This is a genomic window from Spirosoma humi (genome assembly GCF_054776575.1).
On sequence record NZ_BAAHBR010000007.1, the window covers coordinates 25,183 to 49,866 of the forward strand.

Below are 24,684 nucleotides of genomic sequence, written 5' to 3' on the forward strand. Positions count from 1 at the left end.
ATAATAGATTACTAATCAAGCTGTTTATGTTTGTAAAAACCTTTTCCTTTGTTTCGATCATCAGTATACTTTCGGCCAGTGCCCAAACGACCCAGCAACGTATTCGGCACTATCGGCAAACGCAGGAAACAGCGTTGATGGATGAATATCGGGCGTTTTTGTCCATCCCCAACGTGTCGGCCGATTCTGTCAATATCCGCAAAAACGCGGATTTCATCCTGCAAATGATGAAAAAGCGGGGTATTGCCGGCCAGCTTCTCGACGGGCCGACTTCGGGAACGACCCCCGCCGTATTTGGTGAAGTTCGGGTGCCGGGTGCCCGGAAAACTATTGTGTTCTATGCCCATTACGATGGCCAGCCGGTTAACCCCAAGCAGTGGGCCGACGGATTGCAGCCCTTTGTTCCCGTGTTCATCACCGCTCCCATTGAGCAGGGCGGTAAGGTGGTTACAACCTATAAATCAGGCGATCCCATCGACCCCGCCTGGCGGCTGGCGGGCCGGGGGAGCGCCGATGATAAGGCGGGTGTCATGACCATTCTGAATGCTTATGATGCTCTGGTTAAAAATAATATCCCACTCACGGCTAACCTGAAGTTTTTCTTTGAAGGCGAAGAGGAAATTGGTTCTACGCACCTGGGTGAAATTTTAGACAAACACCGCGACAAACTGGCCAGCGATCTGTGGATCATTGCCGATGGTCCACGTCATGTATCCGGAAAGCGCGTCGTTCAATTCGGGGTACGGGGCGATGTCAACATAAATCTGACGGTTTACGGACCCAAACGCCCGTTACACAGCGGTAATTACGGAAACTGGGCACCCAATCCGGCCATGCGGCTGGTGAAATTGCTGGCCAGTATGAAAGACGACAGGGATCAGGTCGTTATCAAGGGATTTTATGACGATGTGGTACCGCTAACGGCCAGCGAAAAAAAGGCCATGGCCAGCGTTCCCAATATGGAAGCGGCTTTGAAAAAAGAACTGGGTATTGCCCAACCCGATGGCAACGGGACTTCGTTCGTTGAGTTGCTCATGCGCCCCACGCTGAACATAAACGGCCTGCAGAGTGCCAACGTGGGGGCTATGGCTGGAAATATTATTCCGACCAAAGCCGAGGCTGTCCTGGACTTACGACTCGTGCGGGGCAACGAGGTGACGCGGCAGGTTGGACGCGTAATTGACCACATTCGGGCGCAGGGGTTTCAGGTTCTTGACCATGAACCCACCGATGCCGAACGGCAGCAATATCCAAAATTGATTAAAATTACGCAGGGGACAGGCTACAACGCCCAGCGTACACCCATGGATCTGCCTATTGCGCAGGAGGTTGTAAAAGCCGTGCAGACCACCAGTGCCGAGCCGATTGTTCTGTCGCCATCGGCGGGAGGGAGTTTACCCCTCTACCTTTTCGAAAAAGTCTTAAAAGCCAATGTGGTGTCCGTACCGGTTGTTAATTACGATAATAACCAGCACGCTGAGAACGAAAATGTAACCGTTCAATATTTGTGGGATGGTATTGAAATTATGGCGGCCCTGATGCAGATCAGGTAAATGACAAAACAGGGCTCCCTTATAAAGTTGTTGCTGTGTCGGCAGATGTAAGCATCTGCCGGGTGAGGTTTCTCAAAACCGAATGGTTCATAATGTTCGGTTTTGAGAAACCTCATTCATCGGTTATAAGTAACCAACCGCACCGGCAAACCGGTTGATCTTTTCAACTAACAAAAATTTTTCAGCAAATCTGAACCATTTCAAGGGTATTAAATGTATATACATCAAATACGATTACACGAAATTAACCAATCAAACACATGCAAGCACAACCCGCAACCGCAACAACCTGGATCATCGATCCCATGCACTCTGAAGTTCAGTTCAAAGTGAAACACCTTGTTATCTCGACCGTAACCGGTTCGTTTGGTCAATATGAAGGTCAGGTCGAATCAGTAGGCGATGATTTCTCGGACGCTAAAGTTTCGTTCTCCGCTGATATTTCCAGCATCAACACGGGCCAGGAGCAACGCGATGGCCACCTGAAGTCAGCTGAGTTCTTCGATGCTGAACAGTTTCCTAAACTGACGTTCGTGTCAACGGCCATGACAAAAACGGGTGACGATACCTACAACCTGACGGGTGATTTAACGATTCATGGTGTTACAAAACCCGTAACCCTGAAAGTAGAGCACGGTGGTCAGATGCAGGATTTTTACGGTCAGACCAAAGCGGGTTTCGAAGCAACAGGCACGATCAAACGGAAAGAGTTTGGCCTTACCTGGGATGGCGTTACCGAAGCGGGTGGAGTTGTTGTGAGCGACGACGTTAAGCTAGTCTTGAACATTCAGTTGACCAAGCAAGCTTAATTTATAGATTTTAGACCGCATTTTTAGGGTACGTTTCCGGCCTGGACTGAGTAAATCAGTCCAGGCCGGAATTTTTTGTTCTACATCGTCGCTACCGTACCAGGACCAGCCTACCCCGTATGACAGGCTTTTCGGGGACCGTATGCAGGGTATAGGCGTACACGCCCATGGGTAGTGAGGTTCCGTTCAGTGTACCGTCGAATGGATTGGTATAGCCTTTGCCCGACGAGTAAATAATGTCGCCCCATCGGTTGAAAATTGTCAGGACAGCGTCGGGAAAGGCTTCGACGCCGGGTAATTCCAGTACGTCATTAACCCCATCACCGTTGGGAGAAAAGGCATCCGGTACCCATACGGCGGCAAACACGGTGATACGGATGGTATCTTTGGCTTCACAGCCGGTACTATTTTTTATGTCGAGCGTATAGGTGATGTCATCGGCAATGCTGGTGATGGTTGGATTTGCAGTACTTGGATTGTCCAGATAAGTCGGTGACACCCACGAGAACTGGTTCGGATTGCCCGTGTATACCGGATTGAGCGAAAACGTATTTCCTTTATAGGTCGTCAGGGAGTCAGCCAGTTGGATAGTAGGGATTGGTGCCACAACGGCAACGCGACTGGCGACGGTGCCCACGCATTCGGGAGCGGCCTTAATGGTGTACGTGACCAGGTGATCGCCGACACCGGCCAGCCTGGGACTAAACACGTTACCCGTTATTCCGGCTCCCGAAAACTCGCCCCCCGCCGGGCTACCCGTTAGCATATGCATGGGCACATCCGTTCCGCAAACGCCCGGAATCGAATCGAGGGTCACCGTGATGGTGGCAATCTGGGAAATGACAACCGGATCGGATGTGCCTTCACAACCGTACAAATCGGTGGCTTTCACGGTATACGTACCTGCTGATTTAGCCACCAGCTTCGACTCACTGCTGCCAACGGTTACCCCATCTTTCTGCCAGGTATACAGCAGCCCACCGCTGCTGAGCAGTGGGAGGGAGTCTTGCGGACAAATTCGGTTGAAGCCCGAGCTTGATTTAATCTCGGCCAGTACTACAGGCGACCGATCAAGAACGGCCGTATCGGTGCGGGCCTGACAGCCCAGGGTGGGGTAGGCCAGCACCGCCCAGTATTTGCCGGGTTGTGTCGCCTGAAGAGAATCGGTTGTTTTGCCCGTCAGTGTCTGGTTGTCCTTATACCATTGGTACGTCACGTTGGGGAGCTGGGTTGCCTTTAGCTTGATCGTGCCCGTTGTGGCGCACAAATGCCCACTTGCCGAAACGGTTGCCGTACTGCCAATCACATCGACCAGCAGGGTTTCCGAATTCCCTACCTTGCTGCACGATGTTTTCAGAGAGACAACAACGGCGTATTGACCAGACGTTTTAACCGATAACGACGGGCTGGTGGCGCCGGCAATGTTAACGTCGTTTCGGCGCCACTGGTAGTTCCAGTTGGCATTCACGCTGGCCATCAGGACCGCGGAGTCACCTTCGCAAATAATGGTTATGGGTTGTTTGGACCGATTTTTAATCTGGACGGCCGGATCAGGCGTTGTCGTAGGGGGACAGTCGACAACGAGTAGCTGAAAATCACGCCTTACTTCACCAATCTTTACTCCGTTGCGGTATTCTTCTACCTTTACGGCGAATACATACAGGCCCAGTTTTGTTGCCGTGACGGATAGTTCACCCGTGCGGGCGTCGACTTTCAATGTAGGGTTACCCGGTATCGCATTCGTGGCATCGAAGCCCGAGAGCCAGCTTACATCCGGGTAGGGTCCTGATGAAACCCCATTCTGTGTATTGCTTTGTCCCGAAATGGCTTTTTGGTTGAGGGGTGTTACCATTGAATACCTTAGCTCATCCCCATCCGGGTCAATACCTCCGAATGGAAAGGTGAATGGATCGCCAAGGCAAACGTACTCGCCGTTTATAGCCCCAAAATGGGGCGATGAGTTGGTAAACAGCTGGTTATTTTGCAACAGAGCCGGAAACTCGAGGTAGAACGTATAGCCCGTTTGAATTGGATTGACAATGTTGTTGATCCCCCCGTTTCGATTCCGGGTCTGGTAGGACATGTAGTAGCCCTGACTGTCATTGTACGTGTCGGGTGCAAGTTGAATATCGGCCTCGAAGGTGGCGACAATGAATTTGAGGTTTCGTTGTTCTGCGCAATAGCCATTGGCATAAATAACCGGCTGCCGTTGTCCGGTTTCGCGGGTGCTGAATCGCCACATCAGCACATCGTCGCGCTTACGGAAAATGCCCAGCGTGCCCCCTCCCTGCCGGTCGGCCTGTGGACCGCTCTCCAGATACTGGGTGACAACGACCCGAAAATGCCCCGGCACGTCCCCAATAGCCCGCATCTCCAACTGCCCGCCAACCTGATGGGTTGCTTCGGCGGTGAACGGTAACCCCAGAATGAGTAGCCAGGCTAAAAGCCGAAAGGTAAACGTGCGCATAAACAAGCTGTATTGACTCTTCCGTTCATTCTTGTGGTTGCGACTATATTGATGGATTATCTATACTACTCGGGCTCTAAATGTTGCTGAATCCTCACGAAAGGTTGACTCGATTCAGTTAATTCGTCTTACTATAAAGAAGAGTTAATCTTAAATATACGCATGCTTATATCGATGTGCAGAAAATCTATGAAATAAAAAATGTACTTGTTTACATGCGAACCCGATCTTCACGAAAGGAAATAAACTTACCAATACGGAACAGACCACCTTACTTCAGTCTGGCTAGCTAAAAATCAATACGTTACGTATTGCCAAAACGTTGCAGCTATCGACTATTCTGGTACTTTTTTTGCTTGCGAACTAGTACTTACAGCATTTTTATGAAAGACGGAACCTGAGCGATATGGAGTATAAGGATACGTTAAATTACGTCCTTATTTTCGATGTTTTACCGATGCATTACCCGGTTCAATTAGTGTGGTGTTTACGGTTTATGGGAATCGCTTACCAAAAAGTAAATAATGTTGTCAAGTCAATAACAAAGGTTAATTATTGTAGTGTCCTCTTACTTACTCTTATGATTTTATTTATTACGACGATAGACGGTAAAAACCAACTTAGGAATTTCTCCTGCTGGTTGACCAAACTGGAAATTGCTTTTGATTTTTTAAGCCTTATTTCTGCTGGGGAGCGATTAGTCAGTGTTGAACTTATTGATGACGATAAACGCATTCAACTGCCAGCTCATGTTTTCAAAGGTGCCCCGTTTTCGACGGCCATCCTCCAATTGGAACGGGATTGGCAGCTTATCCTGAGTGAGCCGGTCAATTGAGGCCAATCTACACGGTTGGTTCAGCGCCTATGAAACAGCTGGCTTACTGATCTTGTGGCTGACCAGATAGCCAGGTAAGCAACGTAGGGTCATACCCAGTCGATACCTTTTTTGAGGAGGCTCAGCGTTTGCTCTTCCGGGCTGCCCGCTTCCGCCCTAAAATCATAGATCCAGTTGGCTTGCGGAGGCATACTCATTAGAATAGATTCCGTACGGCCGTTGGTTTCAAGGCCAAATTTAGTGCCTCTATCCCAAACCAGATTAAATTCGACGTACCGGCCCCGGCGCAGCAATTGCCAGTTCTTTTCGCGCTCTCCAAACGGAAGATGCCTGTTCTGATGCATAAAATGCGTATAAATAGGCGCGAAGGCATTGCCTACGGCCTGAACAAAGGCAAACAGCCGGGCCTGATGCGCAGCATCTGAAGGCTTCAGATAGTCAAAGAAAATTCCCCCTATACCGCGCGTTTCCTGCCGATGAGGTATGTAAAAATAGTCATCGGCCCAGGGCTTGAACTTGGCGTAGTAGCCTGGGTCGTGCTGGTCGCAAACCTGCTTCAGGTATTGATGAAACCAGCGTGCATCGTCCTGATTCACGTAGTGTGGCGTCAGATCAATGCCTCCACCAAACCAATTATGTCCGGTACTCATTTCAAAGTAGCGTACATTCATGTGGATGATCGGTACCCCCGGATTGCGCGGGTGTAGGACGATGGAGACGCCGGTAGCGTAAAACTCGGCGGGTTCTGTCAGGTTCAGGGTGCGTAAAGTGGACTCTGTTGCCTCACCATGCACGGCAGAAAAACCAACGCCCCCTTTTTCGATAACGCTTCCGTTCGTTAATAAGCGCGACCGTCCACCGCCCCCACCGGGCCGATGCCATTCATCTTCCCGAAAAGTGGCTCCGCCATCGGCGGCCTCCAGAGATTGGCAGATACGATCCTGAAGGTCTCTGAAAAATGTGGTGATTGTCTCTTTTGTAACCGTCTGTTCCTGCATCATCATGTCCGCAAAGATACAACACGGATCACTCTGCTAGTTTAAGGGCGTAGCGAACAGGGCGAGGTTTATCGATCAAAATCAGCAAACCTCGTTCGGCGAGCTGCCGGAGTAATTTGCTCGCCCGGTAGTCAGATATATTGATGAGTTTGGCAAACTTATCCGCCGTAATGTGGTCGTTCTTGCGGAGATACTGGATCAGGGTTCGTGCCATGGGCGATTTAAGTAATTCACGATCGGCCATTTCTGGCGTAATGATGAGTTTACTGGTCGGCATGGATTTGTCTTTTGCCCGAACGTAGATGGTTCGTTTTTCCGATTCATCGACCACATAGTGAGGTTTTTCGTTGCTTTCGACGATGGTCACGATCAGGACCAGGCGGCCATCCGGTGCTATCGTTTCGTAACTGATAGAAAGCGGGGGCTCAACCAGGCGGTCGGCGGCTTCTTCCAGTTTATCCATCTCCCGAAATTCAGATGAAACGCCCACAATTTTACCCAGGTCGGTAACCCCAATGAGCAGCGTTCCTCCCGATGTATTCGCAAAGGCAGCCAGGGTACGGGCTATCCGGTAAGCTGACGAAAGTGAACGTTTAAATTCGAGCCGGGTGTGTTCGCCCTGGCTAATTAAATCATCAAGTTGATTTCGGGTCATAAAGAAAAAAACGACAAGCCAAGATCTTTGTTCTGTTTTAGAAAGATCATCGCTCGACAGGAATATTCGTTTTTGACATGGCTGATTTGAGATACATCCGGGTGTTCTGATGAGGTAAGATAGCCTTTTTAAATTAAATTAGCTATGGTGAGATCGATCAAACTGATTGTCGATACAGAATTTGCTCATCAATCCGTAACCGAACGAAAATAAGCCTGAGCCAGGAATCTAGGTATAAAATGTGTACCAAATTTTGGTGACCGTAATTAAATAGCTGGAGAAATAGATAATGGATAAAAAGCTTTACTCTGTTTTACAAAAAGAGGTAACAGATCAAAATCCGTTACCTCTTTTTGTAAAACGAATGGTTTTACTAACGATATAAACGTCAGTAACCTGTTGGTTACACCATTATTACGCTTCAGGATTCTGTTTTTTCCGCCCGCGGGGTTTACCCGTGTACTCAGGCTTTGGGCTTTCATTCGTTAATTTTAATTCAAAGCCAGTTATGTCTTCTTCGTAATCGAAGGGTTTAACCGTGAAGGTATATTTAGTTTCTGCAAAATCAATACCCCCTTTCTGAAGAATAAAGGGTAGGGAGATGCCGTAACTTTTAGCGCCCTGCGTGAGTTCGAAGGTTTGGCCCTGTTCTTCGTCGCTTGGAATTAGATATAAAGATTTAATCTTCCGTTTTCCTTCCTGGGTGCCTACTTTGAACCGACTGTTTGTTGGGTCAAATCCTAATTGAGCAATCGTCTTCGAAGGGAAAACCAACCTACCCGTAGACGAAATGTATCCTGTTACTGGGGCAGCTTTCGCAACACTTTTTTCGCTTTTTTTCGTTGATTCGCTGTTCTCGTTGGGAGAAAAGAACCGTATTTGTTTAGCTTTCATTGACAGTATATGAATTATTTTCTGATACAGACGGGCAAATATAGTAAGTCTTACAACTAAAAAAGAAAAACTGTTTAATAACCATTAACAAAAAAAAACTTGTTAGGTTATAAAATTAGTACAGGGTACGACTATTAGTCCATTTTCTGAATTGTTTCCCTGACAAATAGAAAGCTAGACGGTGCCTGATGACTGCTCGATAGTAAATAATAGTAGACAAAAACCTTTTTTAATTGAAGCCTTTGTTGGACAATACCTTGTATAGTATCTTAGTCGGAAGGCAGGAAAGAGACGCTCTTTAATAAATGTATGATGGCAACTTCACTCGATTAAAAAGCTGATTATAAATGCACTACTATAACAGTAAGTAAGGTTCACCGGCTCTAATAATTACTAGTATTTGCATTGACTTTTTAACAGAATCTAAGGAAGAATAATGTGTTTAGTTGCCTTTAACCATGATTTAGTATTGAGCTAGACGCAACCCTGCCGGAAAAAATTTACCTTGATGAAAGAGTCCGGCGGAAAAAAAGCGTATGTTACAGTACGCCCCCTATTTTCCGTACCTATCGGTATTATTTCTCGGCTTGTGCTTACGCGGATAGCTGGTTTAGCCGACTTAGTATAAGCTGGTGCGAAACCTGGGCTTTGACCAGCCACACCTGATTTTGATTAATCAGTGATTCATATTGGCTGATAACGCGGGATTTTATTGGACCTGGGGAAAAGTTTTTTTGTGCACGGCTAAGGAGTTGTTCAAGGCGGTAAATCAGCTTCTGATAACTCGCAATCTTTGCTTCAATCTGGCGGGCCCGTTGCTGGATCAATGGGATGAGTAGCGTTGCCAGTATGGAGGCTGGCAACGCAGGCTCACTCAAGAGTGTCTGCCATTCTTTTTCTAATTCCTGCATGGTTTCTATGAAAGGTTCGCCATTAAAAATAGCGAGTGGCAGCTCCGTTCGATCACCTTCATCCATAACGTAGGCCTGCAATAAAGTGCTACCCTTTGCGACAATATCACTCAAGAATTCGAAGGCAACCTCCAACTTGTTGAGTTGGCAGGAAAATTTTCTGATTTGGGCATTCTGGTCTCTAGCGGTCAGAAAAAGTACCATAAAAAAGCGTGATTGATCTCAGGCCTATAATTTTGATAGAAGTCGAACAAATCTGGAGCCTGCGTGGATAGAAACGGTATGCAAATGTAATACAGTGGTGCTTCAACCGGCATAAAACAGTAGAACACCAGCCGGGAAGATACCCGGACGGACCCGTCTGATCGAATGGCTAACGCCGGACAAAAGGACATCGGGGTAGCGCATATCCGAGACGGGCCTAGTTTAACGAATCCGGTTCATCGTCGTCAGCCACAACCTCTGATCGGTTGCGCCAGACCCAGTAGAAAGGAAGACCTGTGGCAATTAAACACAAGCCCGTCAGTGCTTCGCGCGGTTGGTTGATCAGGGTCATGATCACCAGCAGGACACAACAGGCGAGGAAAAATAAAGGCACAACTGGATAAGCGAGTACGCGGTAGGGGCGTACCCGATCGGGTTGTTTATGCCGAAGCAGCATGACACCGAAGGCCGTTGCTCCGTAAAAAATGAAGGAAGCAAACACGAGCATATCTGTGAGTTGGTCAAAGCTCCCGGACCAAACCAGCACCATAGCCCAGCCTCCCTGTAGCAAGATGGCTATGGAAGGCGTTTTGTAACGGGGGTGAATGACGGCAGCCGCTTTAAAAAACAAGCCATCACGGGCCATTGCGTAAAAGACCCGGGCGGGCATCAGAATCGACGCGTTGGTTGAGTTAGAGGTCGTAACCAGAATCAATAAAGAAATAAACAGAGCGCCTGCCCAGCCAGCCGCCTGTCGTACCACTTCCACAGCCGCAATTTTATCGGGTGTGCTGGCCAGTTGCGCCAGTGCCTCCACGGGAAGCACATACAGATACACCGCATTTAGTAAGACGTAGATAGAAATGACAATGCTGGTTCCTACCCCAAGGGCGATGGGCAGGTTACGCTGTGGATCTTTTATCTCTTCGCCCACGTAACCGATTTGATTCCAGCCATCGTACCCCCAGAACGCCCCCAGTGAGGCCGCCACCAGCGAGCCAAGCAGGCTTCCATGCGCATCGGATGCATGTGCCTGAATCGACTCCGTTAAATGGCTTAAGCTACCCATCGTGGCCCGAAAGCCAAGAACGGCAATAACCAAAACCGCTATAAATGTCAGGTAAATAAGGAATCGGCTAAGGCCTTCGGCAAACGACACGCCCCGGTAATTGACTAAACTCAGAAAGAGAATCAGTGACGTGGCAATGCCCTTGACGACTAATTCGGCCGAGGCCCACTGCGAACCCGTTAGCGTGATCAATGACTGACCAAAAATGTGCGCCAGAGCCGCAATGGTCGCTGTCCGCATGACTGTAAAGGCACCCCAGCCGTATAAAAAGGCAAACAGGCGGCCGTAAGTTTTCTTGAAATAAAGGTATTCTCCTCCCGATTGAGGAAACATACCTGCCATTTCGGCGTAGGTCAGGGCACCGGCCAAACTAACGACGCCTGCCATGATCCAGCAGGCTAAAACCAGCAGGGGCGACCCTAACTCTGCCGCCATGGGGGCTACCTTCTTAAAAACGCCGGAGCCGACAATGCCACTAACAACCAATAAAATAGCAGAACGTAAACCAAGAGAGCGGGCGAGTTTGGCCATATGGGGCAATAGAACTAGTCAGGTGAAGATAAGGTACAGGTATCCAGATAGGCCAGCAGAGCGGGCATAAAGGCCGTCATGTTCTTGTAATGAAGCAGGCTGTCTGGCGTGGTGCGGAAGACACTGGCCAGGCGGCTTGCCCCGTCATGTCGTTCCGCTACTTCACGGGCCAACAGGTTTTGGTAAGTGTGAATGCCGAATAAGATGCCGCCTGACCTGGGTAAACGGGTCAACGTTTGGCGTTCAATACGAATGTACAGGTGTTCGCCGATGGTTTCGGGAGTAAACTCTGGAATCCGGTCCGTAAGAAGCCGTTTGAGCGTGGCTGTATGGCGGCTGGTCATGTCCAACTGGTTCGTTGGTTTAATGCTCCAGTTCGCTCGCCAAACCGGACGGCCCGCGGGCAGTCGTTCCATGAATGTACGGGCGGCCAGCATCATCGGTCCTACTATGGGCACAAGGGGCGCGTGAATCTGCCAGAAGGGGAGCCCGATCTTATCGTCCAGGCACCAGTCATTGGCAAAGCATAACTGCCCGGCTACCAGCGTAGCCTCAGGGCCCGACAGTATGGTCAAATCTTCCTGCACTTGCCGACCTACCCAATCGAGGGGGGGCAGCGGGAGTGTCGATGAATCCCCAACGACGAAGGAGACGGCCTCATTCAGCAACTGGTTCTGCCAATGCCACTGGTTGCCTTTTTTCAGCAGTGAGAACTGGTCGGGCGCCCCCCGAACCAGATCCGACAATACAGTTTCCAAAACTTCCCACTGGGCAGATTCATACCCCGGTAACGCCTGGAAATAATAAGCTGGCAGCTCGGTTAGTAGCTTTCGTTTCAGGGCAACTTCGGTTCGGTAGTGTTCATCTACTTCCATAAGCCCCTGGTTTTCGGCCAGGGGCAACGTTCCCATCTTTTCGTTAAACTGCTGGTTGAAAGGGAAGTAAGGGAGCATGCTGTTTACGTGTAACGGGTTTGGAACATCCTCAGCCTTAAATTAAATCTTACAACGTCAGTTTGTTTCTGTTAAGCCCTAGTCCCGCCTGGCCGGTTGGGCGCATGAGGCCATCTTCCAAAATAAATCCACCCGAGACGACGTCTTCCGCCAAGTCCAGGCTACCATCCAGGTCCAGGTAACGCGTGTTTGGGCAGGCAAAAGCAGCGTGCAGGGCGGCTGCGATGCTGACCCGACTTTCGTCATTACAGCCCCAAAATAAGGATATACTGGCTGATCGGGCTATGGTGGCTATATCAAGGGCGGAACGGATACCCCCACATTTCATTAATTTTATGTTATAAATACCAAAAGGTTGTGGCTGATGAGCCAGTGTCAGCGCCATCACTGCGTCTTTCAGCGATTCGTCGGCGGCCAACCGACGGCGGGTTTTGTTGGCTAAGACCACCAGATCGAACTCACGGCCAACGGGCAGGGGCTGCTCGATAAGCTCTACTTCCGCCGAGCGGGTAGCTACCAGAAAGCGTTCCAGATCCGCGAGGGTGTATCCCTGATTGGCATCGACGCGAAGGGTCATTGCGCTGCCATACCTTTCCCGTAAGGTTAAAATGCGCTCGACATCTTCGTCGACATTGAGGCCTGTTTTTACCTTAAGAACCCGGAACCCCTGTTTGGCATACTCAGCGGCTTCGACCAATGTGTCGGCCACGTTCATAATGCCGATGGTTACGGAGGTGGGCAATGAGCGGAGTTTCTGACCATAAAACTGAACGACCGGAACCCCTAGGTAGAGGGCAAAGGCATCGTGCAAAGCGATGTCTAGCGCGGCCAGCGTGCCGGGAGCGTCGGAGAACTGGTACCCGGCTTCGTCAATCAGCGAGTTGAACAGCCGGATATCGCGACCGATCAGGTCCGATATCCACTCACTTTGCAGATTGTTCAACGTTTGTTCCGGCGATTCACCGACGACTTCCGGGTCGGGGTTGGCCGCACCGATACCCACCAGACCGTTTTCCAGCTCGATCTCCAGGAATACATTTTCAACGTCCGACGTTGTCTGGTACGCAATGGTATACGGCTTGGTCAGAGCCAGGTTCCGGCGATAAGCGCGGATGGCGTTAATACGCATGAGTCGTAGTCGTAAGAGCCTGAATAATAGGTAAAATGGGCATTACACCTTCTTCCAGCGGTAGTAAAACCGGAATGCCAAGCTGGTCGGTATATTGTTTCTGAAAAGCAATCGCTTCGTCCCGGCTGCATCCTTCCGTGTTGAGCGCCAGCGCAATGACGGAGGAACCATAACAGCGGATCAACTCGATCTCGGATTTGACGGATGGGATGCGGCCCCAGGCAGGAATATGGTCATAATACGTTCGTTTGGGGGCATGGACCAGCACAACGTGCCGGGCATTGCCCGACACCAGAAACTCAGAACCGCAGGGGCCACTGGGGTTTCGGAGGGCAGCCTGCCCTTCAATGAGCAGCACATCGGCCCCGGTTTCCCGCCAGCACGAGACCAGGGCATGTTCCAGTTCCCCGGAAACGAAATCATTCAGGGTCGAATCAAAGATGAAGCCATGTTTGACGCCCTGCAACCAGCCGGTTTGTCCGGTGTAGATCATCTGCACATTGAGGTCGTGGCGACTGCACGCTTCCTGAATCAACCGGGCGGTGGTCCGTTTGCCGAGTGAACAGTCGGTACCCATTATGGCGATGATCGGCGATGTGATCTCATTAATCTCACCCGTCCAGAAATGCAGATCTTGGCGCTGTTTCGGGCGTCGAACGTCGATTAACTGGCCGCCATATTGATGCGCCAGGGCAACCAGATCAGGCTTGTCGTTTAAGAATTCGTGCAACCCGTTCACCACTGACAGCCCTCCCTCCAGGCATTGTTTGATGTCATCGAGCATATTGGGGGGAAGAATCCCGCCACTGGTTGCTACGGCCACAATGGCGGACGAAACCTGGCCCAGCGTTGCCAGGGCTTCCTGTACGGAGGAAAAAATAGGAATGCCTCTATATTTTCCGTCAAGCACCGTACCGGCGTCTTGCCCGGCCGTCGGTGCATCAACCACACCGATAATGGTATACCGGGTGGTGCCCCGAATCAGACCATGAGCGGTTTTGGCATCGTTGGTCGCTAGTAAGCCATCAGTAAGTAAAATAGCCTGTTCACTCATTGGATAATTATGCTTATATTCGTACCAAAACTATATTTTTATTCTTATAATAGGATATAAATTGAAAGAAATGCCGTTAATATTAATTATATTGGAATAATATTCTTTTTGCTGTTTTTGTCCCTAATTGGAAAAGAAAAATATTCGCCAAGGCCATGCTGGATGATACGGATCTTCGCTTACTGACGTTGTTGCAGCGCGATGCAAAGCGGACGATAAAAGACCTGGCCGAAGAGCTCGGCATGACGACGACACCCATCTTTGAGCGGATAAAACGAATGGAGCGCGAGGGGGTGATCAAGGCTTATGTGGCTCTGGTCAATCAGGAAAAAATCGGTCGCCCGTTAGTCGTTTTCTGCAACGTATCCATGCCGGACTATACGCCGGACAACATTGCTGGATTCGAAAACCATGTTCGCCAGATGCCCGATGTGCTGGAAGCGTACCATCTGGCCGGTACGATCGACTACCAGTTGAAAGTGGTCGTGAGCGACATCAAGGAGTACGCCAACTTCCTGCAGCAGTTGGCCCGCTTGCCCATGATCCGGGTATACAGCAGCTCCATTGCGTTGTATGCGGTCAAACAGTCTACTGAACTCCCTACATCTACCAAAAACACGGTTTTATGAGGACTGCCTTTCGTTACCTTTCCTTTATTCTTTGGGTAGGCCAGTTGATGGCGCAACCAGTGAGTCCGCCAATGGCCGCCCGCCTGAAAACGCTGGATTCGGTTTTGACACGGCTCCATGAGCAGGCAATGTTCAACGGGGTTGTTCTGGTCGCCGAGAAGGGGACAGTTCGGTATAAAAAAGCGTTTGGCACGGCAAACAGTGCAACAAACGAACCCCTGACAACCAGTTCGTCGTTCAACTTGGCCTCCATCTCGAAGCAGTTTATTGCCCTGATGGTCATGCAGTTGAAGGAGCAGGGTAAGCTTCGCTACGATGAACGGGTACGGGTCTATTTACCCGATTTTCCCTACGATACCATCACCGTCCGGCATCTATTGACGCATACATCGGGCCTGCCCGAGTACATGGATCTGGCCCAGCAGTATACGGGGCCACTGGATACGCTTTCGAACGCTGGCATGCTGCACTTGTTCAGGGAGCATAAGCCACCGCTCGCGTTTCGGCCCGGCGCACGCTGGCACTATTCCAACACGGGTTATGTCGTGCTGGGCTCGCTCATCAGCACCTTATCGGGTATGCCGGTAGAGCAGTTTTTTGACCAGCAGATCGCGAAGCCGCTCAGGCTGAAAAACACGTACGTATATTACCTCAATAGCCGCACCACACCCCGTAACCGCGTGTATGGCTTTCAACGGCAAAATGGCAAAAACCAGCGCAACGACCTGATTCGGATAGACGGCGTGATTGGCGATGGTAATATTTATTCGTCCGTTGACGACTTACTGGTTTGGGAGCAAGCCCTGCAAACCGGGAAATTACTGAAAGTCAGTGCTTATCAGGAGGCCATGACACCCGTTAAACTAAACGATCAACGTACTTATCCGTATGGGTTTGGCTGGTTCATTGAAAATGATGGCCGTGTGCTGGCGCATACCGGAAGCTGGGTGGGCTTTCTGAACGTGATTGTTCGCTACACAGATACCCAGCAAACACTGATTGTTCTTAGCAACGGTAGTGATGATGCCGCCCGTCGGATCGCTCGTGAGGTACTGGAAGGAAAACCATTTAGTGTGCCTCGAACGAGTCTGATTACCAATAGCCGACTTATCGATGGCACCGGGGTGGCGGCTCGTCGAGCGGCTGTGCGGCTTCGGGAGAATCGTATTTGGGAAATCGGGGAGCTGACTCCTTTTCCCGCCGAGCCAGTGACAGACGCCCACGGATTGACCCTGGCACCCGGGTTTATCGATAGCCACAGCCATCATGTAGCCGGATTACGTGCAAATTCGGACGCGTTGGCGCTTGTCAGTCAGGGTGTTACTACGATTGTGTCCGGGCAGGACGGCGGGAGCTATTCAATGGATACGCTGGCGGCTCAGTTGAAACAGCAGCCAGTGGCGGTTAATGTGGCGACCTATACCGGACAGGCAACGCTGCGGCAGCAGGTGATGGGCGCGAACGGCCTGTACAGAACAGCGAAACCCAATGAACTCGCCCGCATGAAAGACCTGCTTCGGATCGAGTTGGGGAAAGGTTCGCTGGGGTTATCGACAGGGCTGGAGTATGAAAGTGCCTTTTTCTCCAGCCGCGATGAAGTTATCCAGCTAGCGCAGGTTGCGGCCGATTCGGGTGGGCGTTACATGAGTCATATCCGGAGTGAAGACATCGCGCTGGAGGATGCCGTGGATGAGATTATCCAGATTGGACGTATCACGAAGATGCCCGTTCAGATCTCACACCTTAAAATTGCCCTCCGCGATAAATGGGGGCAGTCGACTCGCCTGCTGGCTCAATTAGCGCAGGCGCGTTCGGAGGGCGTGAACATTACGGCTGACTGCTACCCGTATGACTACTGGATGTCGACGCTGCGGGTGCTGTTTCCCAAGCGGGATTACACGAACGCGGCCAGTGCCGAATTTGCCGTCAACCAACTCTTTGATCCTGGTCAGTCGGTGCTGGTGCGCTTTGCGGCCAATCCGACTTACGCGGGCAAAACCGTTAGCGAGGTGGCCTCGCTTCGCCGGGAAAAACCCGCGCAAACGCTGATGGGTTTGGTGGCCGAAGCCGCTGAATTTTCTAAGAAAAACCCCGATGCCGACGGGGTTGAGGGCATCATGGGCAAGTCGATGGACGAGCCCGACGTGGTTAATTTTCTGGCGTGGCCACACACCAACATCTGTTCTGACGGTGCTACCGATGGCCATCCGCGCGGGTATGGTGCCTTTACACGGGTATTAGGCCGCTATGTGCGCGACCAGAAGGTGATGCCGCTGGAAACAGCCATTCAGAAAATGACCAGCCTGACCGCCGAGCACCTTGGGCTTACAGACAGGGGATTGGTCGCTCCCGGCTACTATGCGGATTTAGTGTTATTCAACCCGGAAACGGTGCAGGATAAGGCGCGCATTGGCGACAATAAAGCCCTGTCAACGGGAATCGAAGCGGTTTGGGTCGCGGGTCAACTGGTTTACAAGGATCAAAAAGCAACGGGCGCGTATCCGGGCGTGTTGATTCGGCGAAAGTGATCAGCTAAAACTCAATTACAACTAGCTTAAAGTATACTGAATTGGCTTTTTTGTCGTGCTGACGAAGGAAGCATCTTAGTGCTTGACGTTTATGATGCTTCCTTCGTCAGCATGACAAAAAACGGTCTAACGTATTTTCTCTGGTCTACTTGGTTAATTTTGTAGAGAAATAAGTTTTTGGTCTGGCAGTCGCTACCCACAAACCATTAACCAAAACCAGTTTTGATTCCTGCCGTAGACGCCTTGCTTAAGGACATCCGTAATAAACGGATTGCGCCTGTTTACCTCATTCATGGCGATGAGCCGTATTACCTCGACCGGATTGCCGAGGAACTGGAAAAAGTGGCCGTGCCGGTTGCCGAACGGGGCTTCAATCAATTCGTTCTCTTCGGAAAAGATACAGACGCCGGAGCGGTCCTCAACTACGCCCGGCGTTATCCCTTCATGGCCGAACGCCAGCTGGTCCTGGTGAAAGAAGCCCAGCAGATGAACGGCATCAACGACAAATCGACGCAGACTTTATTTGAGGATTATGCCCTGAATCCGCTCCCCAGTACCATACTCATGCTGTGTTATACCCGAGAAGATGGTAAACCGGCGCTCGATGAGCGAAAAGCGTGGGTGAAAGCGTTCGGCGCCAAAGGGAAATTGTTGGGGGTCAAAAAGTTATACGACAATAAGATTCCGGATTGGGTAGGGGAGTATTGCCGCGAGCAGGGCGCAAAAGTGAGTCCGAAAGCCTGCCAACTGCTGGCCGACCACATTGGTAACGACCTGAAACGACTGGCCAGCGAGATCGACAAAATCCTGATCAACCTCCATGTCGGTGAGGAAATTTCGGCGGCAACGGTTGAGCGACTGGTGGGTATCAGTAAAGAATACAACGTATTTGAACTTCAGAAAGCCCTCGTTCAGCGCGATGTTGTCAAGGCGAATCAAATCGTCGATTATTTTGGGCGCAACCCGAAAGACAACCCACTCGTTGTTATTCTGGCGCAGTTATTCGGTTATTTTAGCAAGGTCATTCTGGTTCAGGCCTCCAAGGACCAGACCGATAAGGGACTGGCTCCGTTATTGGGGGTGAACCCGTTTTTCGTGAAAGACTACCTTACGGCTGCCCGTACGTTTCCACTGCCTAAAGTCGCCAGTATTATCAACGCCATCCGCCGGGCCGACGCCCGAAGCAAAGGCATCGATAGCCCAACCATGAACGAGAGTGATATTCTGCGGGAATTAGTGTTCGATATCCTGCACTAAGCGAGGGAAGATTATTCGTTCTTGAAAAGCTGCTCCGGAAAACTGGAGTGGCTTTTTTGTTTAGCGCTTAGGTATTATCTGCTCTTTTTTCTAATATTGCAACGTTGTTGCATAAATAGGGTTGTGCTTTCGGGTCTACGCTGAAAGGAGTCGGACAAATGAGTAACGTAACGAAAATAAGTTTCCTGATCGGGCTGTTGGTGTCAATGGCTTCGTGGAGTCTGGCTCAGTCAGACGCCTGCGTGGCAACGCTGCAAGGTCAGATTCTGGGGCAGGACACAAAACAACCCCTGATTGGCGCAACCGTTTATGTTCGAGAATTGAAGACCGGGGCCGTTGCCGATTCGGCTGGTAACTTCCAGCTCAAACGTATTTGTTCGGGAAATTATACCCTTGACATCCAGTTCGTTGGCTATAAAACCAGCACGGTGGCCATTCGGGTTGGGAGCGAACCCGTTGTGACGGTCAATCCGGTTCAATTAGTGTCGGATAACCAGACGTTGCAGGAAGTTGTCGTAACCGAACACCAGTCTGAAGCGCAGCAGCTACTCCAAACCCAGGTAAGTTTATCCGGCGCGGCCCTCGATCAGACGCGGGGTCAGTCGCTGGGCGAAAGTTTGAAAGCATTAGCCGGATTGTATTCCATCCAGACAGGTCCCAGCATTTCTAAACCGGTTATTCACGGCTTATACAGCAACCGAATCATTATATTGAACAATGGCATCCGCCAGGAAGATCAGCAGTGGGGGACCGAGCACGCGCCCCAGGTCGATCAGTTTCTGGCCTCCCGTCTAACCGTTATTAAAGGAGCGGCCAGCATCCGTTATGGCTCCGATGCTATTGGGGGCGTTATTCTGGTGGAGCCGAAAGCGATGCCAACGCAACCCGGCATCGGTGGTGAACTAAATCTGGTAGGGGCCACCAATGGCGGTATGGGCGTCGTATCCGGCATGATGGAAGGAGCTGCGCCGGCGTACCGGTTCGACAAAAAACTGACGGGACTGAGCTGGCGTTTGCAGGGAACGTTCAAACGATCGGGCTACGTCAAAACGCCCCATTATTACCTGGAGAACACCAGCTATCACGAAAACAACTTTTCGGGCGATCTGCATTACGATCACAAGAATATGGGGATAGAGCTGTTTTACAGTCAGTTCGATACAAAAATAGGCCTGTTTACGGGCGCTCAAGTGGGAAGTCTTACGGATTTATATGCCGCCATCAGCCGTCCCGAACCGTTAGCGCAACCCGGCTTTTCGTATGCCCTCAACCGGCCCTATCAGGCTGTGAAGCATGACTTATTGAAAGCGCGCGGCCACCTCCACCTTGGCGGAGGTGGCACGCTGACGGCCACCTTTGCCCGGCAGCAAAATACGCGTCGGGAGTACGATTTCATTTCGTTCAGCGGCATAACCACCCCCGAGCTATACCTCAAACTAGTTACCCATACCGCCGATCTCGTTTGGGAGCACGCACCCGTAAAAACTCAGGCCAGTGGCCATCGGGCTGCCGGTCAGTGGTCGGGCAGTGTGGGGTTCAATGGTATTACGCAGGGCAACGTTCGGGAGTACCTGTTCTTGATTCCAAACTTCCGCAACTACGGGGCTGGCCTGTTTGCCATCGAACGGTATGCCGTTGGCAGGCTGACACTGGAGGCTGGCCTTCGGTACGATTACCGCTGGCTCCGGGCCTATTTTCTGAATGAAGTTACGAAGCAAACTTATTTTGAAACGCACAACTGGCAAAATGCCAATGGATCGCTGGGGGCGGCTTATCAGCTACGTCCGGACCTGACCCTCACGGCTAACCTCAGCACTGCCTGGCGTGCGCCTAACGTAGCCGATTTGTATTCCAATGGTCTGCACCAGAGCGCGGTAGCGTACGAGCGGGGTAACCCCAATTTGCAGCCCGAACAGGCGTATAACAGCAACCTCGTGCTGGCCTACGCTGGCAAACGATTGAGCGGGGAAATTGGTGTTTACAATAACCTGATCGATAACTACATCTACCTGAAACCCGATTCGGTGCCCGTTGTCCGGCAGCGGGGGGCTTTTCCATCGTACACCTATGCGCAGGTACGGGCAACATTTCGTGGTATCGACGCGACGCTGACCTACAAACTGACCGATCAACTCACGGCCACGAGCAAAAATTCGCTGCTGTTTGCCTACAACCAGACAGATCATGATTACCTCGTATTCATTCCGGCCAATCGGTCTGATAATACCATCCGGTACGATTGGGCGAGGTGGGGGAAACTGGCGAACCTATACGTTTCGGTGAGTGGGCTTTACGTCTCCCGGCAAAATCGGGCACCCGCCGTGACCAGTCGGCAGGAAAACGGGATCGTCATTTTTACGGGCGATTTTGCGGCTCCACCGCCAGCTTACGTTCTGCTGGGAGCCGAAGCCGGTTTTCAGTCGAAACTGGGAAAACAGCCCATCAGTGTCATCCTGAGTGGTACGAACCTGGCCAATACGGCTTATCGCGATTACCTGAACCGCTTTCGCTATTTCGCCGATGAACCTGGCCGTAACCTGATACTAAAGATCAAACTGCCACTTTTTGCCAGGAATATGCCTCAGTGATCGAGCGCGTAAAACCTAGTGGTGTAACACGATAATAAACGCAATAATAACAACCTGTACACAATAAACTCACTAAGCATGAACTACCCCGCAAAATCGATTTTAGCCTTCGGATTAATTGTCCTCCTGGCCGGAGCCTGCAAAAACGATGAACAGAATGTTGCTCCGACAGACGACAATGAAGCCATCACCACGGCCACATTAACGCTCACGAATAAGGCAATACCCACGGACGTTATAACGGCTACCATCGAAAATTTGAATACAACCGCTGATTTTAGCAAAGCAACGCTGAACCTGAAAGCGAATACAACCTATACGGGGGCTATTTCGCTGCTGGACAAAACAAAAACGCCCGCACTCGATGCGACGGAGGAGATCAGAGAAAAACTAAACGAACACCTGTTCGTATATACACCCAGTAGCGGACTGGCACTCACTATCACGCTGACGGATAAAGACACAAATCCAGCCCCAGGTCCTTACCCGGTCGGTTTGACCACCGAAATGAAAACGGGTGCTGCCGGATCGGGCAAACTAAAGGTCGTTTTGCGCCATCAGCCAAACGTAAAGAATGGAACCCCAACGCCGGGCTCATCTGATCTGGATACGGATTTCAATGTGGTGATCCAATAACGCCTAATTAACTGTAACGGGTGCCAACGCCCTGACTTTCCTAAAGTCAGGGCGTTACTATTGAAAAACGGTAAGATCGACTTTAACAACTTTCCATTCTGCTGATTCAATGGATGTTGGTACGGACACGAAAAAGAAAGCGCCTAACCGATTGACTAGCAATTGATTAGGCGCTTTCGAGGTAGCGGGGAGCAGGATCGAACTGCCGACCTTAGGGTTATGAATCCTACGCTCTAACCATCTGAGCTACCCCGCCGTTTCGTTCCACAAAAGTAGGAAAAATTAGACGCGAAGCAAAAAAAGTCGTTGACTTTCGCAAAAAAAATCGTTTACCTTTGCCTAGCCCCCCCCTTGATCAGGCGAAATTGTTATGGAGAAAATAAAGTTTATTGCCGAATACGAACTGCGGGCCTCTCCCAAAATGCTGTTCCCTTATATTAGTACAGCCTCCGGTTTGTCGCAGTGGTTTGCCAGCAAGGTAAACACGATGCCTGAGCAGCGGTTTGATTTTCAATGGGACAACGAAAGTCACATTGCCAGGCAGGTATCCATGCGGCAGAATAAGGGGGTGCGTTTTGAATTTCTGGAAACAGCAGAAAACGGCACCGACAATAACTATGTTGATTTTCGAGTCGATCAGAGTGAGTTGACGCAATCAACATTTCTACGAATCACCGATTACTCGGCAACAACAGACGAGGAAGAACTGCAGGACCTCTGGGATGGCTTGATGTATAAACTCAAGGAGATCGTAGGAAGTTAAAATTAGTTAAGTGAGGGGCGTAAATGAACTATGAAAGACCCAAAATACGTACTACGTTTAGCGTATCGTATATAAACCAGAGCGAATCAGAACCCCTGTTCTGTGTCTGTACATTCGGGTCCACGTCCACCTGCGTGGCATAGTAGAATGAAAAAAATAGATAAGTTAGTACTCGGCTCATTTTGGGGGCCGTTTTTTTTGACACTCGGCGTCGTCATCTTCATCTTTCTGATGAGACTGCTGATGTTTTATATCGACGAGTTCGTCTCCAAAGATCTCGACCTGGCCACGTTCGGCCGTCTGCTTTTTTACTTTGCCTTGTTGACCATTCCAACCGCGTTGCCGTTGGCGGTGCTCTTGTCATCCTTAATGACGTTCGGAAATCTGGGCGAATTTTTCGAATTAACAGCCCTCAAAAGTGCGGGAATCTCACTCACACGGGCAATGCGGCCATTGCTTGTCGTCGCTACGTTTATCAGCGCGTTTTCATTCTGGTTCAATAATTCGGTAGCGCCCTGGGCCAATCTGAAAGGATATAGCCTTCTTTATGATATAAAAACCGCCAAAGCCACCCTAAACTTAAAGGAAGGCATCTTCTACAACGATTTGCCAGGTTACAGCATCAAGGTTGATCATAAGGTAAAAGCAGGTAAAAACAGCACCACCGGCGACCTGCTCAAAGGATTGGTTATTTATAAGCACCCGACAAGCGGTGTGGAATCGGGTAATCGCGAAATTATCCTGGCCGATTCGGGGCGTATGTATACCGATAAAGATCGGACGTACCTGGTGTTTCAGCTCTTCAACGGCAACGATTACCAGGAGTATTCCGATAACAGCATCAGTTATGCCAGCAATGGATCGGCGGCCCAGGGGGCTCAGTTCATGCGGAATGGGTTTAAAGACTATCGGCTGGTAATCAGCCTGGAGTCATTTGGTATCAAGCGCACGGACGAAAATCAGTTTGAGTACCACGAGTACATGAAAGATCTCAAGCAGTTGTCGGCTCTGACCGATTCCCTGCGAAAAGACTACAACAACACAAGCCTTAATGTCGCGGGTACTTCCCGCCAGTATTATACCTATCAGTTTAAAGCCGATGCCGTACTGAAACAAAGAGTGGTAGCTGATGGGAAATGGGTGGATTCCGTGCTCAGAAAGCAAACGACCGTAACGCCTGATCTGGCTCAGATGGCGCTGAATCAGGCTCAGAATATTTTGTCGTATTCGACCTCGAACGTAACCTATCTGACAGAAAAGGAAAAGAACGTGTGGCGGTATGAATTGGAAAGTCACCACAAGTTCACGCAGGCGGTTTCGGTCTTTGTCATGTTTCTGATTGGCGCGTCGATGGGAGCGATCATTAAAAAGGGCGGATTCGGTTTGCCCGTGTTGATTGCGATCGTGTTTTTTATCTTTCTGTACATACTGACTATTGCAGGCGATAAGTATGCAAAAGATGGTTTAGTCTGGGTGCCAATTGGAGCCTGGATGGCTAATATCGTGTTGTTCCCCCTGGGGCTGTTGCTGATGCAGCGCGCCCGGCATGACTCACGTCTATTTGATAAAGACGTATACCTGATTGCCTGGGAGAAGCTGAAAAATCATAAGTGGGTGAATACGATGTTGATGAAGCGGAAAGCCGTCAGTTAAGGCGTGGTAATCGGTTGGTTCAGGAGCACGGCTTTTGCGTCAACTATTTACCAATTATCCACGTGTAGGTAGTAACTTGCCACTTTTTTCTTATCTTTGCACCCGAATTCATTATTTCAACTAAATTAGCTGTCTGAAGATGTATCTAACGACCGAAAAAAAACAGGAGATCTTCTCCACCTCGGGTTATGCCAAAAGCGCCACTGACACCGGGTCGGCCGAATCCCAGATCGCGCTTTTTACCTATCGGATCAGTCATTTAACGGCTCACCTGAAAGTTCACAAGCACGATTACGGCACTCAACTGGGTTTGTTAAAGTTGGTTGGTAAGCGTCGGCGTCTGCTGAACTATCTCCTCAAAAAGGACATTACGCGGTACCGGGCTATCCTGGTTGCACTGGGCCTCCGGAAGTAATTTGGGACAACCCACAAAAAGGGAATCTGCTAAACAGTAGATTCCCTCATTTTTGTTGTTTCTATTGGCAGAGATTACCCCTGGGTAAATACAAGTAAGGTAAGAGTAAAAAGGTAGCTGGGTAGGCTGCCGAGCGGTTTAAAGCTGTAAGAG

Annotated in this window: 20 protein-coding genes and 1 tRNA gene; 11 read left to right on the plus strand and 10 right to left on the minus strand. The window is 50.2% G+C overall.

The genetic code is table 11. From position 1 onward, the window contains the following. Nucleotides 1-26: 26 nt before the first annotated feature. Nucleotides 27-1,553, plus strand: a complete 1,527-nt coding sequence (locus ACYU8Y_RS08315; RefSeq protein ID WP_460936099.1) for a M20/M25/M40 family metallo-hydrolase — start codon at nt 27-29, stop codon at nt 1,551-1,553. Nucleotides 1,554-1,813: 260 nt separating this feature from the next. Next, the gene (locus tag ACYU8Y_RS08320; protein WP_460936101.1) at nt 1,814-2,362 is read left to right on the plus strand and encodes a YceI family protein; all 549 of its coding nucleotides are present in this window, start codon (nt 1,814-1,816) and stop codon (nt 2,360-2,362) included. 91 nt (nt 2,363-2,453) lie between these two features. Here the strand turns inward: ACYU8Y_RS08320 and ACYU8Y_RS08325 are convergent, their stop codons facing one another. Further along, nucleotides 2,454-4,829 carry a gliding motility-associated C-terminal domain-containing protein gene (locus ACYU8Y_RS08325; protein ID WP_460936103.1) on the minus strand — a complete coding sequence of 792 codons (2,376 nt, stop codon included), beginning with the start codon at nt 4,827-4,829 and terminating at the stop codon, nt 2,454-2,456. Between the two features lie 580 nt (nt 4,830-5,409). On the opposite strand from ACYU8Y_RS08325, the gene ACYU8Y_RS08330 reads away from it, so the two are divergent. Further along, nucleotides 5,410-5,664, plus strand: coding sequence for a hypothetical protein (locus tag ACYU8Y_RS08330; RefSeq protein WP_460936105.1), 255 nt, complete (start codon nt 5,410-5,412; stop codon nt 5,662-5,664). Nucleotides 5,665-5,753: 89 nt separating this feature from the next. Here the strand turns inward: ACYU8Y_RS08330 and hemF are convergent, their stop codons facing one another. The 8 genes from hemF to ACYU8Y_RS08370 form a co-directional block, all read right to left on the minus strand. Continuing rightward, nucleotides 5,754-6,665, minus strand: coding sequence for an oxygen-dependent coproporphyrinogen oxidase (gene hemF / locus ACYU8Y_RS08335; RefSeq protein ID WP_460936163.1), 912 nt, complete (start codon nt 6,663-6,665; stop codon nt 5,754-5,756). Between the two features lie 25 nt (nt 6,666-6,690). Then, nucleotides 6,691-7,317: an AlbA family DNA-binding domain-containing protein gene (locus ACYU8Y_RS08340; RefSeq protein WP_460936107.1), complete on the minus strand. Its 627-nt coding sequence runs from the start codon at nt 7,315-7,317 to the stop codon at nt 6,691-6,693. Nucleotides 7,318-7,731: 414 nt separating this feature from the next. Next, nucleotides 7,732-8,211, minus strand: a complete 480-nt coding sequence (locus ACYU8Y_RS08345; protein WP_460936109.1) for a hypothetical protein — start codon at nt 8,209-8,211, stop codon at nt 7,732-7,734. A 593-nt stretch (nt 8,212-8,804) separates the two neighbouring features. Then, nucleotides 8,805-9,326, minus strand: a complete 522-nt coding sequence (locus tag ACYU8Y_RS08350; RefSeq protein WP_460936111.1) for a hypothetical protein — start codon at nt 9,324-9,326, stop codon at nt 8,805-8,807. A gap of 217 nt (nt 9,327-9,543) precedes the next feature. Then, on the minus strand, nt 9,544-10,926 hold the full coding sequence (locus ACYU8Y_RS08355; RefSeq protein WP_460936113.1) for an APC family permease: 1,383 nt from the start codon (nt 10,924-10,926) through the stop codon (nt 9,544-9,546). A gap of 14 nt (nt 10,927-10,940) precedes the next feature. Next, complete coding sequence (locus tag ACYU8Y_RS08360; RefSeq protein WP_460936115.1) at nt 10,941-11,879, minus strand: heme-dependent oxidative N-demethylase family protein; 939 nt, start codon at nt 11,877-11,879, stop codon at nt 10,941-10,943. A 49-nt stretch (nt 11,880-11,928) separates the two neighbouring features. Continuing rightward, nucleotides 11,929-13,008: a mandelate racemase/muconate lactonizing enzyme family protein gene (locus ACYU8Y_RS08365; RefSeq protein WP_460936117.1), complete on the minus strand. Its 1,080-nt coding sequence runs from the start codon at nt 13,006-13,008 to the stop codon at nt 11,929-11,931. Continuing rightward, nucleotides 12,998-14,062: a DUF1611 domain-containing protein gene (locus ACYU8Y_RS08370; RefSeq protein WP_460936119.1), complete on the minus strand. Its 1,065-nt coding sequence runs from the start codon at nt 14,060-14,062 to the stop codon at nt 12,998-13,000. Before ACYU8Y_RS08370 ends, ACYU8Y_RS08365 begins: the two co-directional genes overlap by 11 nt. Nucleotides 14,063-14,217: 155 nt before the next feature. Here ACYU8Y_RS08370 and ACYU8Y_RS08375 point away from each other — a divergent pair, with 155 nt between their 5' ends. The 5 genes from ACYU8Y_RS08375 (at nt 14,218) to ACYU8Y_RS08395 (ending at nt 21,700) form a co-directional block, all read left to right on the plus strand. After that, a complete protein-coding gene (locus ACYU8Y_RS08375) occupies nt 14,218-14,691 on the plus strand; it encodes an Lrp/AsnC family transcriptional regulator (protein ID WP_460936121.1) in 474 nt (157 codons plus the stop codon). After that, entirely contained in the window at nt 14,688-17,219 is a 2,532-nt protein-coding gene (locus ACYU8Y_RS08380; protein WP_460936123.1) for a serine hydrolase, read from the plus strand. The genes ACYU8Y_RS08375 and ACYU8Y_RS08380 overlap by 4 nt, the downstream gene beginning before the upstream one ends. A 222-nt stretch (nt 17,220-17,441) precedes the next feature. After that, nucleotides 17,442-18,476, plus strand: coding sequence for a DNA polymerase III subunit delta (gene holA, locus ACYU8Y_RS08385; RefSeq protein ID WP_460936125.1), 1,035 nt, complete (start codon nt 17,442-17,444; stop codon nt 18,474-18,476). Nucleotides 18,477-18,634: 158 nt separating this feature from the next. Next, nucleotides 18,635-21,064: a TonB-dependent receptor gene (locus ACYU8Y_RS08390; RefSeq protein WP_460936127.1), complete on the plus strand. Its 2,430-nt coding sequence runs from the start codon at nt 18,635-18,637 to the stop codon at nt 21,062-21,064. Nucleotides 21,065-21,142: 78 nt separating this feature from the next. Further along, complete coding sequence (locus ACYU8Y_RS08395) at nt 21,143-21,700, plus strand: hypothetical protein (protein ID WP_460936129.1); 558 nt, start codon at nt 21,143-21,145, stop codon at nt 21,698-21,700. Nucleotides 21,701-21,882: 182 nt separating this feature from the next. Here the strand turns inward: ACYU8Y_RS08395 and ACYU8Y_RS08400 are convergent. After that, a tRNA-Met gene (locus tag ACYU8Y_RS08400) sits at nt 21,883-21,956 on the minus strand. Between the two features lie 114 nt (nt 21,957-22,070). Here ACYU8Y_RS08400 and ACYU8Y_RS08405 point away from each other — a divergent pair. The 3 genes from ACYU8Y_RS08405 to rpsO all read left to right on the plus strand — a co-directional run bounded on the left by ACYU8Y_RS08405 (nt 22,071) and on the right by rpsO (nt 24,531). Continuing rightward, nucleotides 22,071-22,463, plus strand: coding sequence for an START-like domain-containing protein (locus ACYU8Y_RS08405; protein ID WP_460936131.1), 393 nt, complete (start codon nt 22,071-22,073; stop codon nt 22,461-22,463). Nucleotides 22,464-22,610: 147 nt separating this feature from the next. After that, nucleotides 22,611-24,116, plus strand: coding sequence for an LptF/LptG family permease (locus tag ACYU8Y_RS08410; RefSeq protein WP_460936133.1), 1,506 nt, complete (start codon nt 22,611-22,613; stop codon nt 24,114-24,116). A 139-nt stretch (nt 24,117-24,255) separates the two neighbouring features. Beyond that, the gene (gene rpsO, locus ACYU8Y_RS08415) at nt 24,256-24,531 is read left to right on the plus strand and encodes a 30S ribosomal protein S15 (RefSeq protein WP_046573995.1); all 276 of its coding nucleotides are present in this window, start codon (nt 24,256-24,258) and stop codon (nt 24,529-24,531) included. The last annotated feature ends 153 nt before the right edge of the window (nt 24,532-24,684 follow it).

Coding starts and splice junctions, on each gene's coding strand:
- ACYU8Y_RS08315 (WP_460936099.1), top strand. CDS start 27: ATGTTTGTAAAAACCTTTTCCTTTGTTTCGATCATCAGTATACTTTCG.
- ACYU8Y_RS08320 (WP_460936101.1), top strand. CDS start 1,814: ATGCAAGCACAACCCGCAACCGCAACAACCTGGATCATCGATCCCATG.
- ACYU8Y_RS08325 (WP_460936103.1), bottom strand. CDS start 4,829: ATGCGCACGTTTACCTTTCGGCTTTTAGCCTGGCTACTCATTCTGGGG.
- ACYU8Y_RS08330 (WP_460936105.1), top strand. CDS start 5,410: ATGATTTTATTTATTACGACGATAGACGGTAAAAACCAACTTAGGAAT.
- hemF (WP_460936163.1), bottom strand. CDS start 6,665: ATGATGCAGGAACAGACGGTTACAAAAGAGACAATCACCACATTTTTC.
- ACYU8Y_RS08340 (WP_460936107.1), bottom strand. CDS start 7,317: ATGACCCGAAATCAACTTGATGATTTAATTAGCCAGGGCGAACACACC.
- ACYU8Y_RS08345 (WP_460936109.1), bottom strand. CDS start 8,211: ATGAAAGCTAAACAAATACGGTTCTTTTCTCCCAACGAGAACAGCGAA.
- ACYU8Y_RS08350 (WP_460936111.1), bottom strand. CDS start 9,326: ATGGTACTTTTTCTGACCGCTAGAGACCAGAATGCCCAAATCAGAAAA.
- ACYU8Y_RS08355 (WP_460936113.1), bottom strand. CDS start 10,926: ATGGCCAAACTCGCCCGCTCTCTTGGTTTACGTTCTGCTATTTTATTG.
- ACYU8Y_RS08360 (WP_460936115.1), bottom strand. CDS start 11,879: ATGCTCCCTTACTTCCCTTTCAACCAGCAGTTTAACGAAAAGATGGGA.
- ACYU8Y_RS08365 (WP_460936117.1), bottom strand. CDS start 13,008: ATGCGTATTAACGCCATCCGCGCTTATCGCCGGAACCTGGCTCTGACC.
- ACYU8Y_RS08370 (WP_460936119.1), bottom strand. CDS start 14,062: ATGAGTGAACAGGCTATTTTACTTACTGATGGCTTACTAGCGACCAAC.
- ACYU8Y_RS08375 (WP_460936121.1), top strand. CDS start 14,218: ATGCTGGATGATACGGATCTTCGCTTACTGACGTTGTTGCAGCGCGAT.
- ACYU8Y_RS08380 (WP_460936123.1), top strand. CDS start 14,688: ATGAGGACTGCCTTTCGTTACCTTTCCTTTATTCTTTGGGTAGGCCAG.
- ACYU8Y_RS08390 (WP_460936127.1), top strand. CDS start 18,635: ATGAGTAACGTAACGAAAATAAGTTTCCTGATCGGGCTGTTGGTGTCA.
- ACYU8Y_RS08395 (WP_460936129.1), top strand. CDS start 21,143: ATGAACTACCCCGCAAAATCGATTTTAGCCTTCGGATTAATTGTCCTC.
- ACYU8Y_RS08405 (WP_460936131.1), top strand. CDS start 22,071: ATGGAGAAAATAAAGTTTATTGCCGAATACGAACTGCGGGCCTCTCCC.
- ACYU8Y_RS08410 (WP_460936133.1), top strand. CDS start 22,611: ATGAAAAAAATAGATAAGTTAGTACTCGGCTCATTTTGGGGGCCGTTT.
- rpsO (WP_046573995.1), top strand. CDS start 24,256: ATGTATCTAACGACCGAAAAAAAACAGGAGATCTTCTCCACCTCGGGT.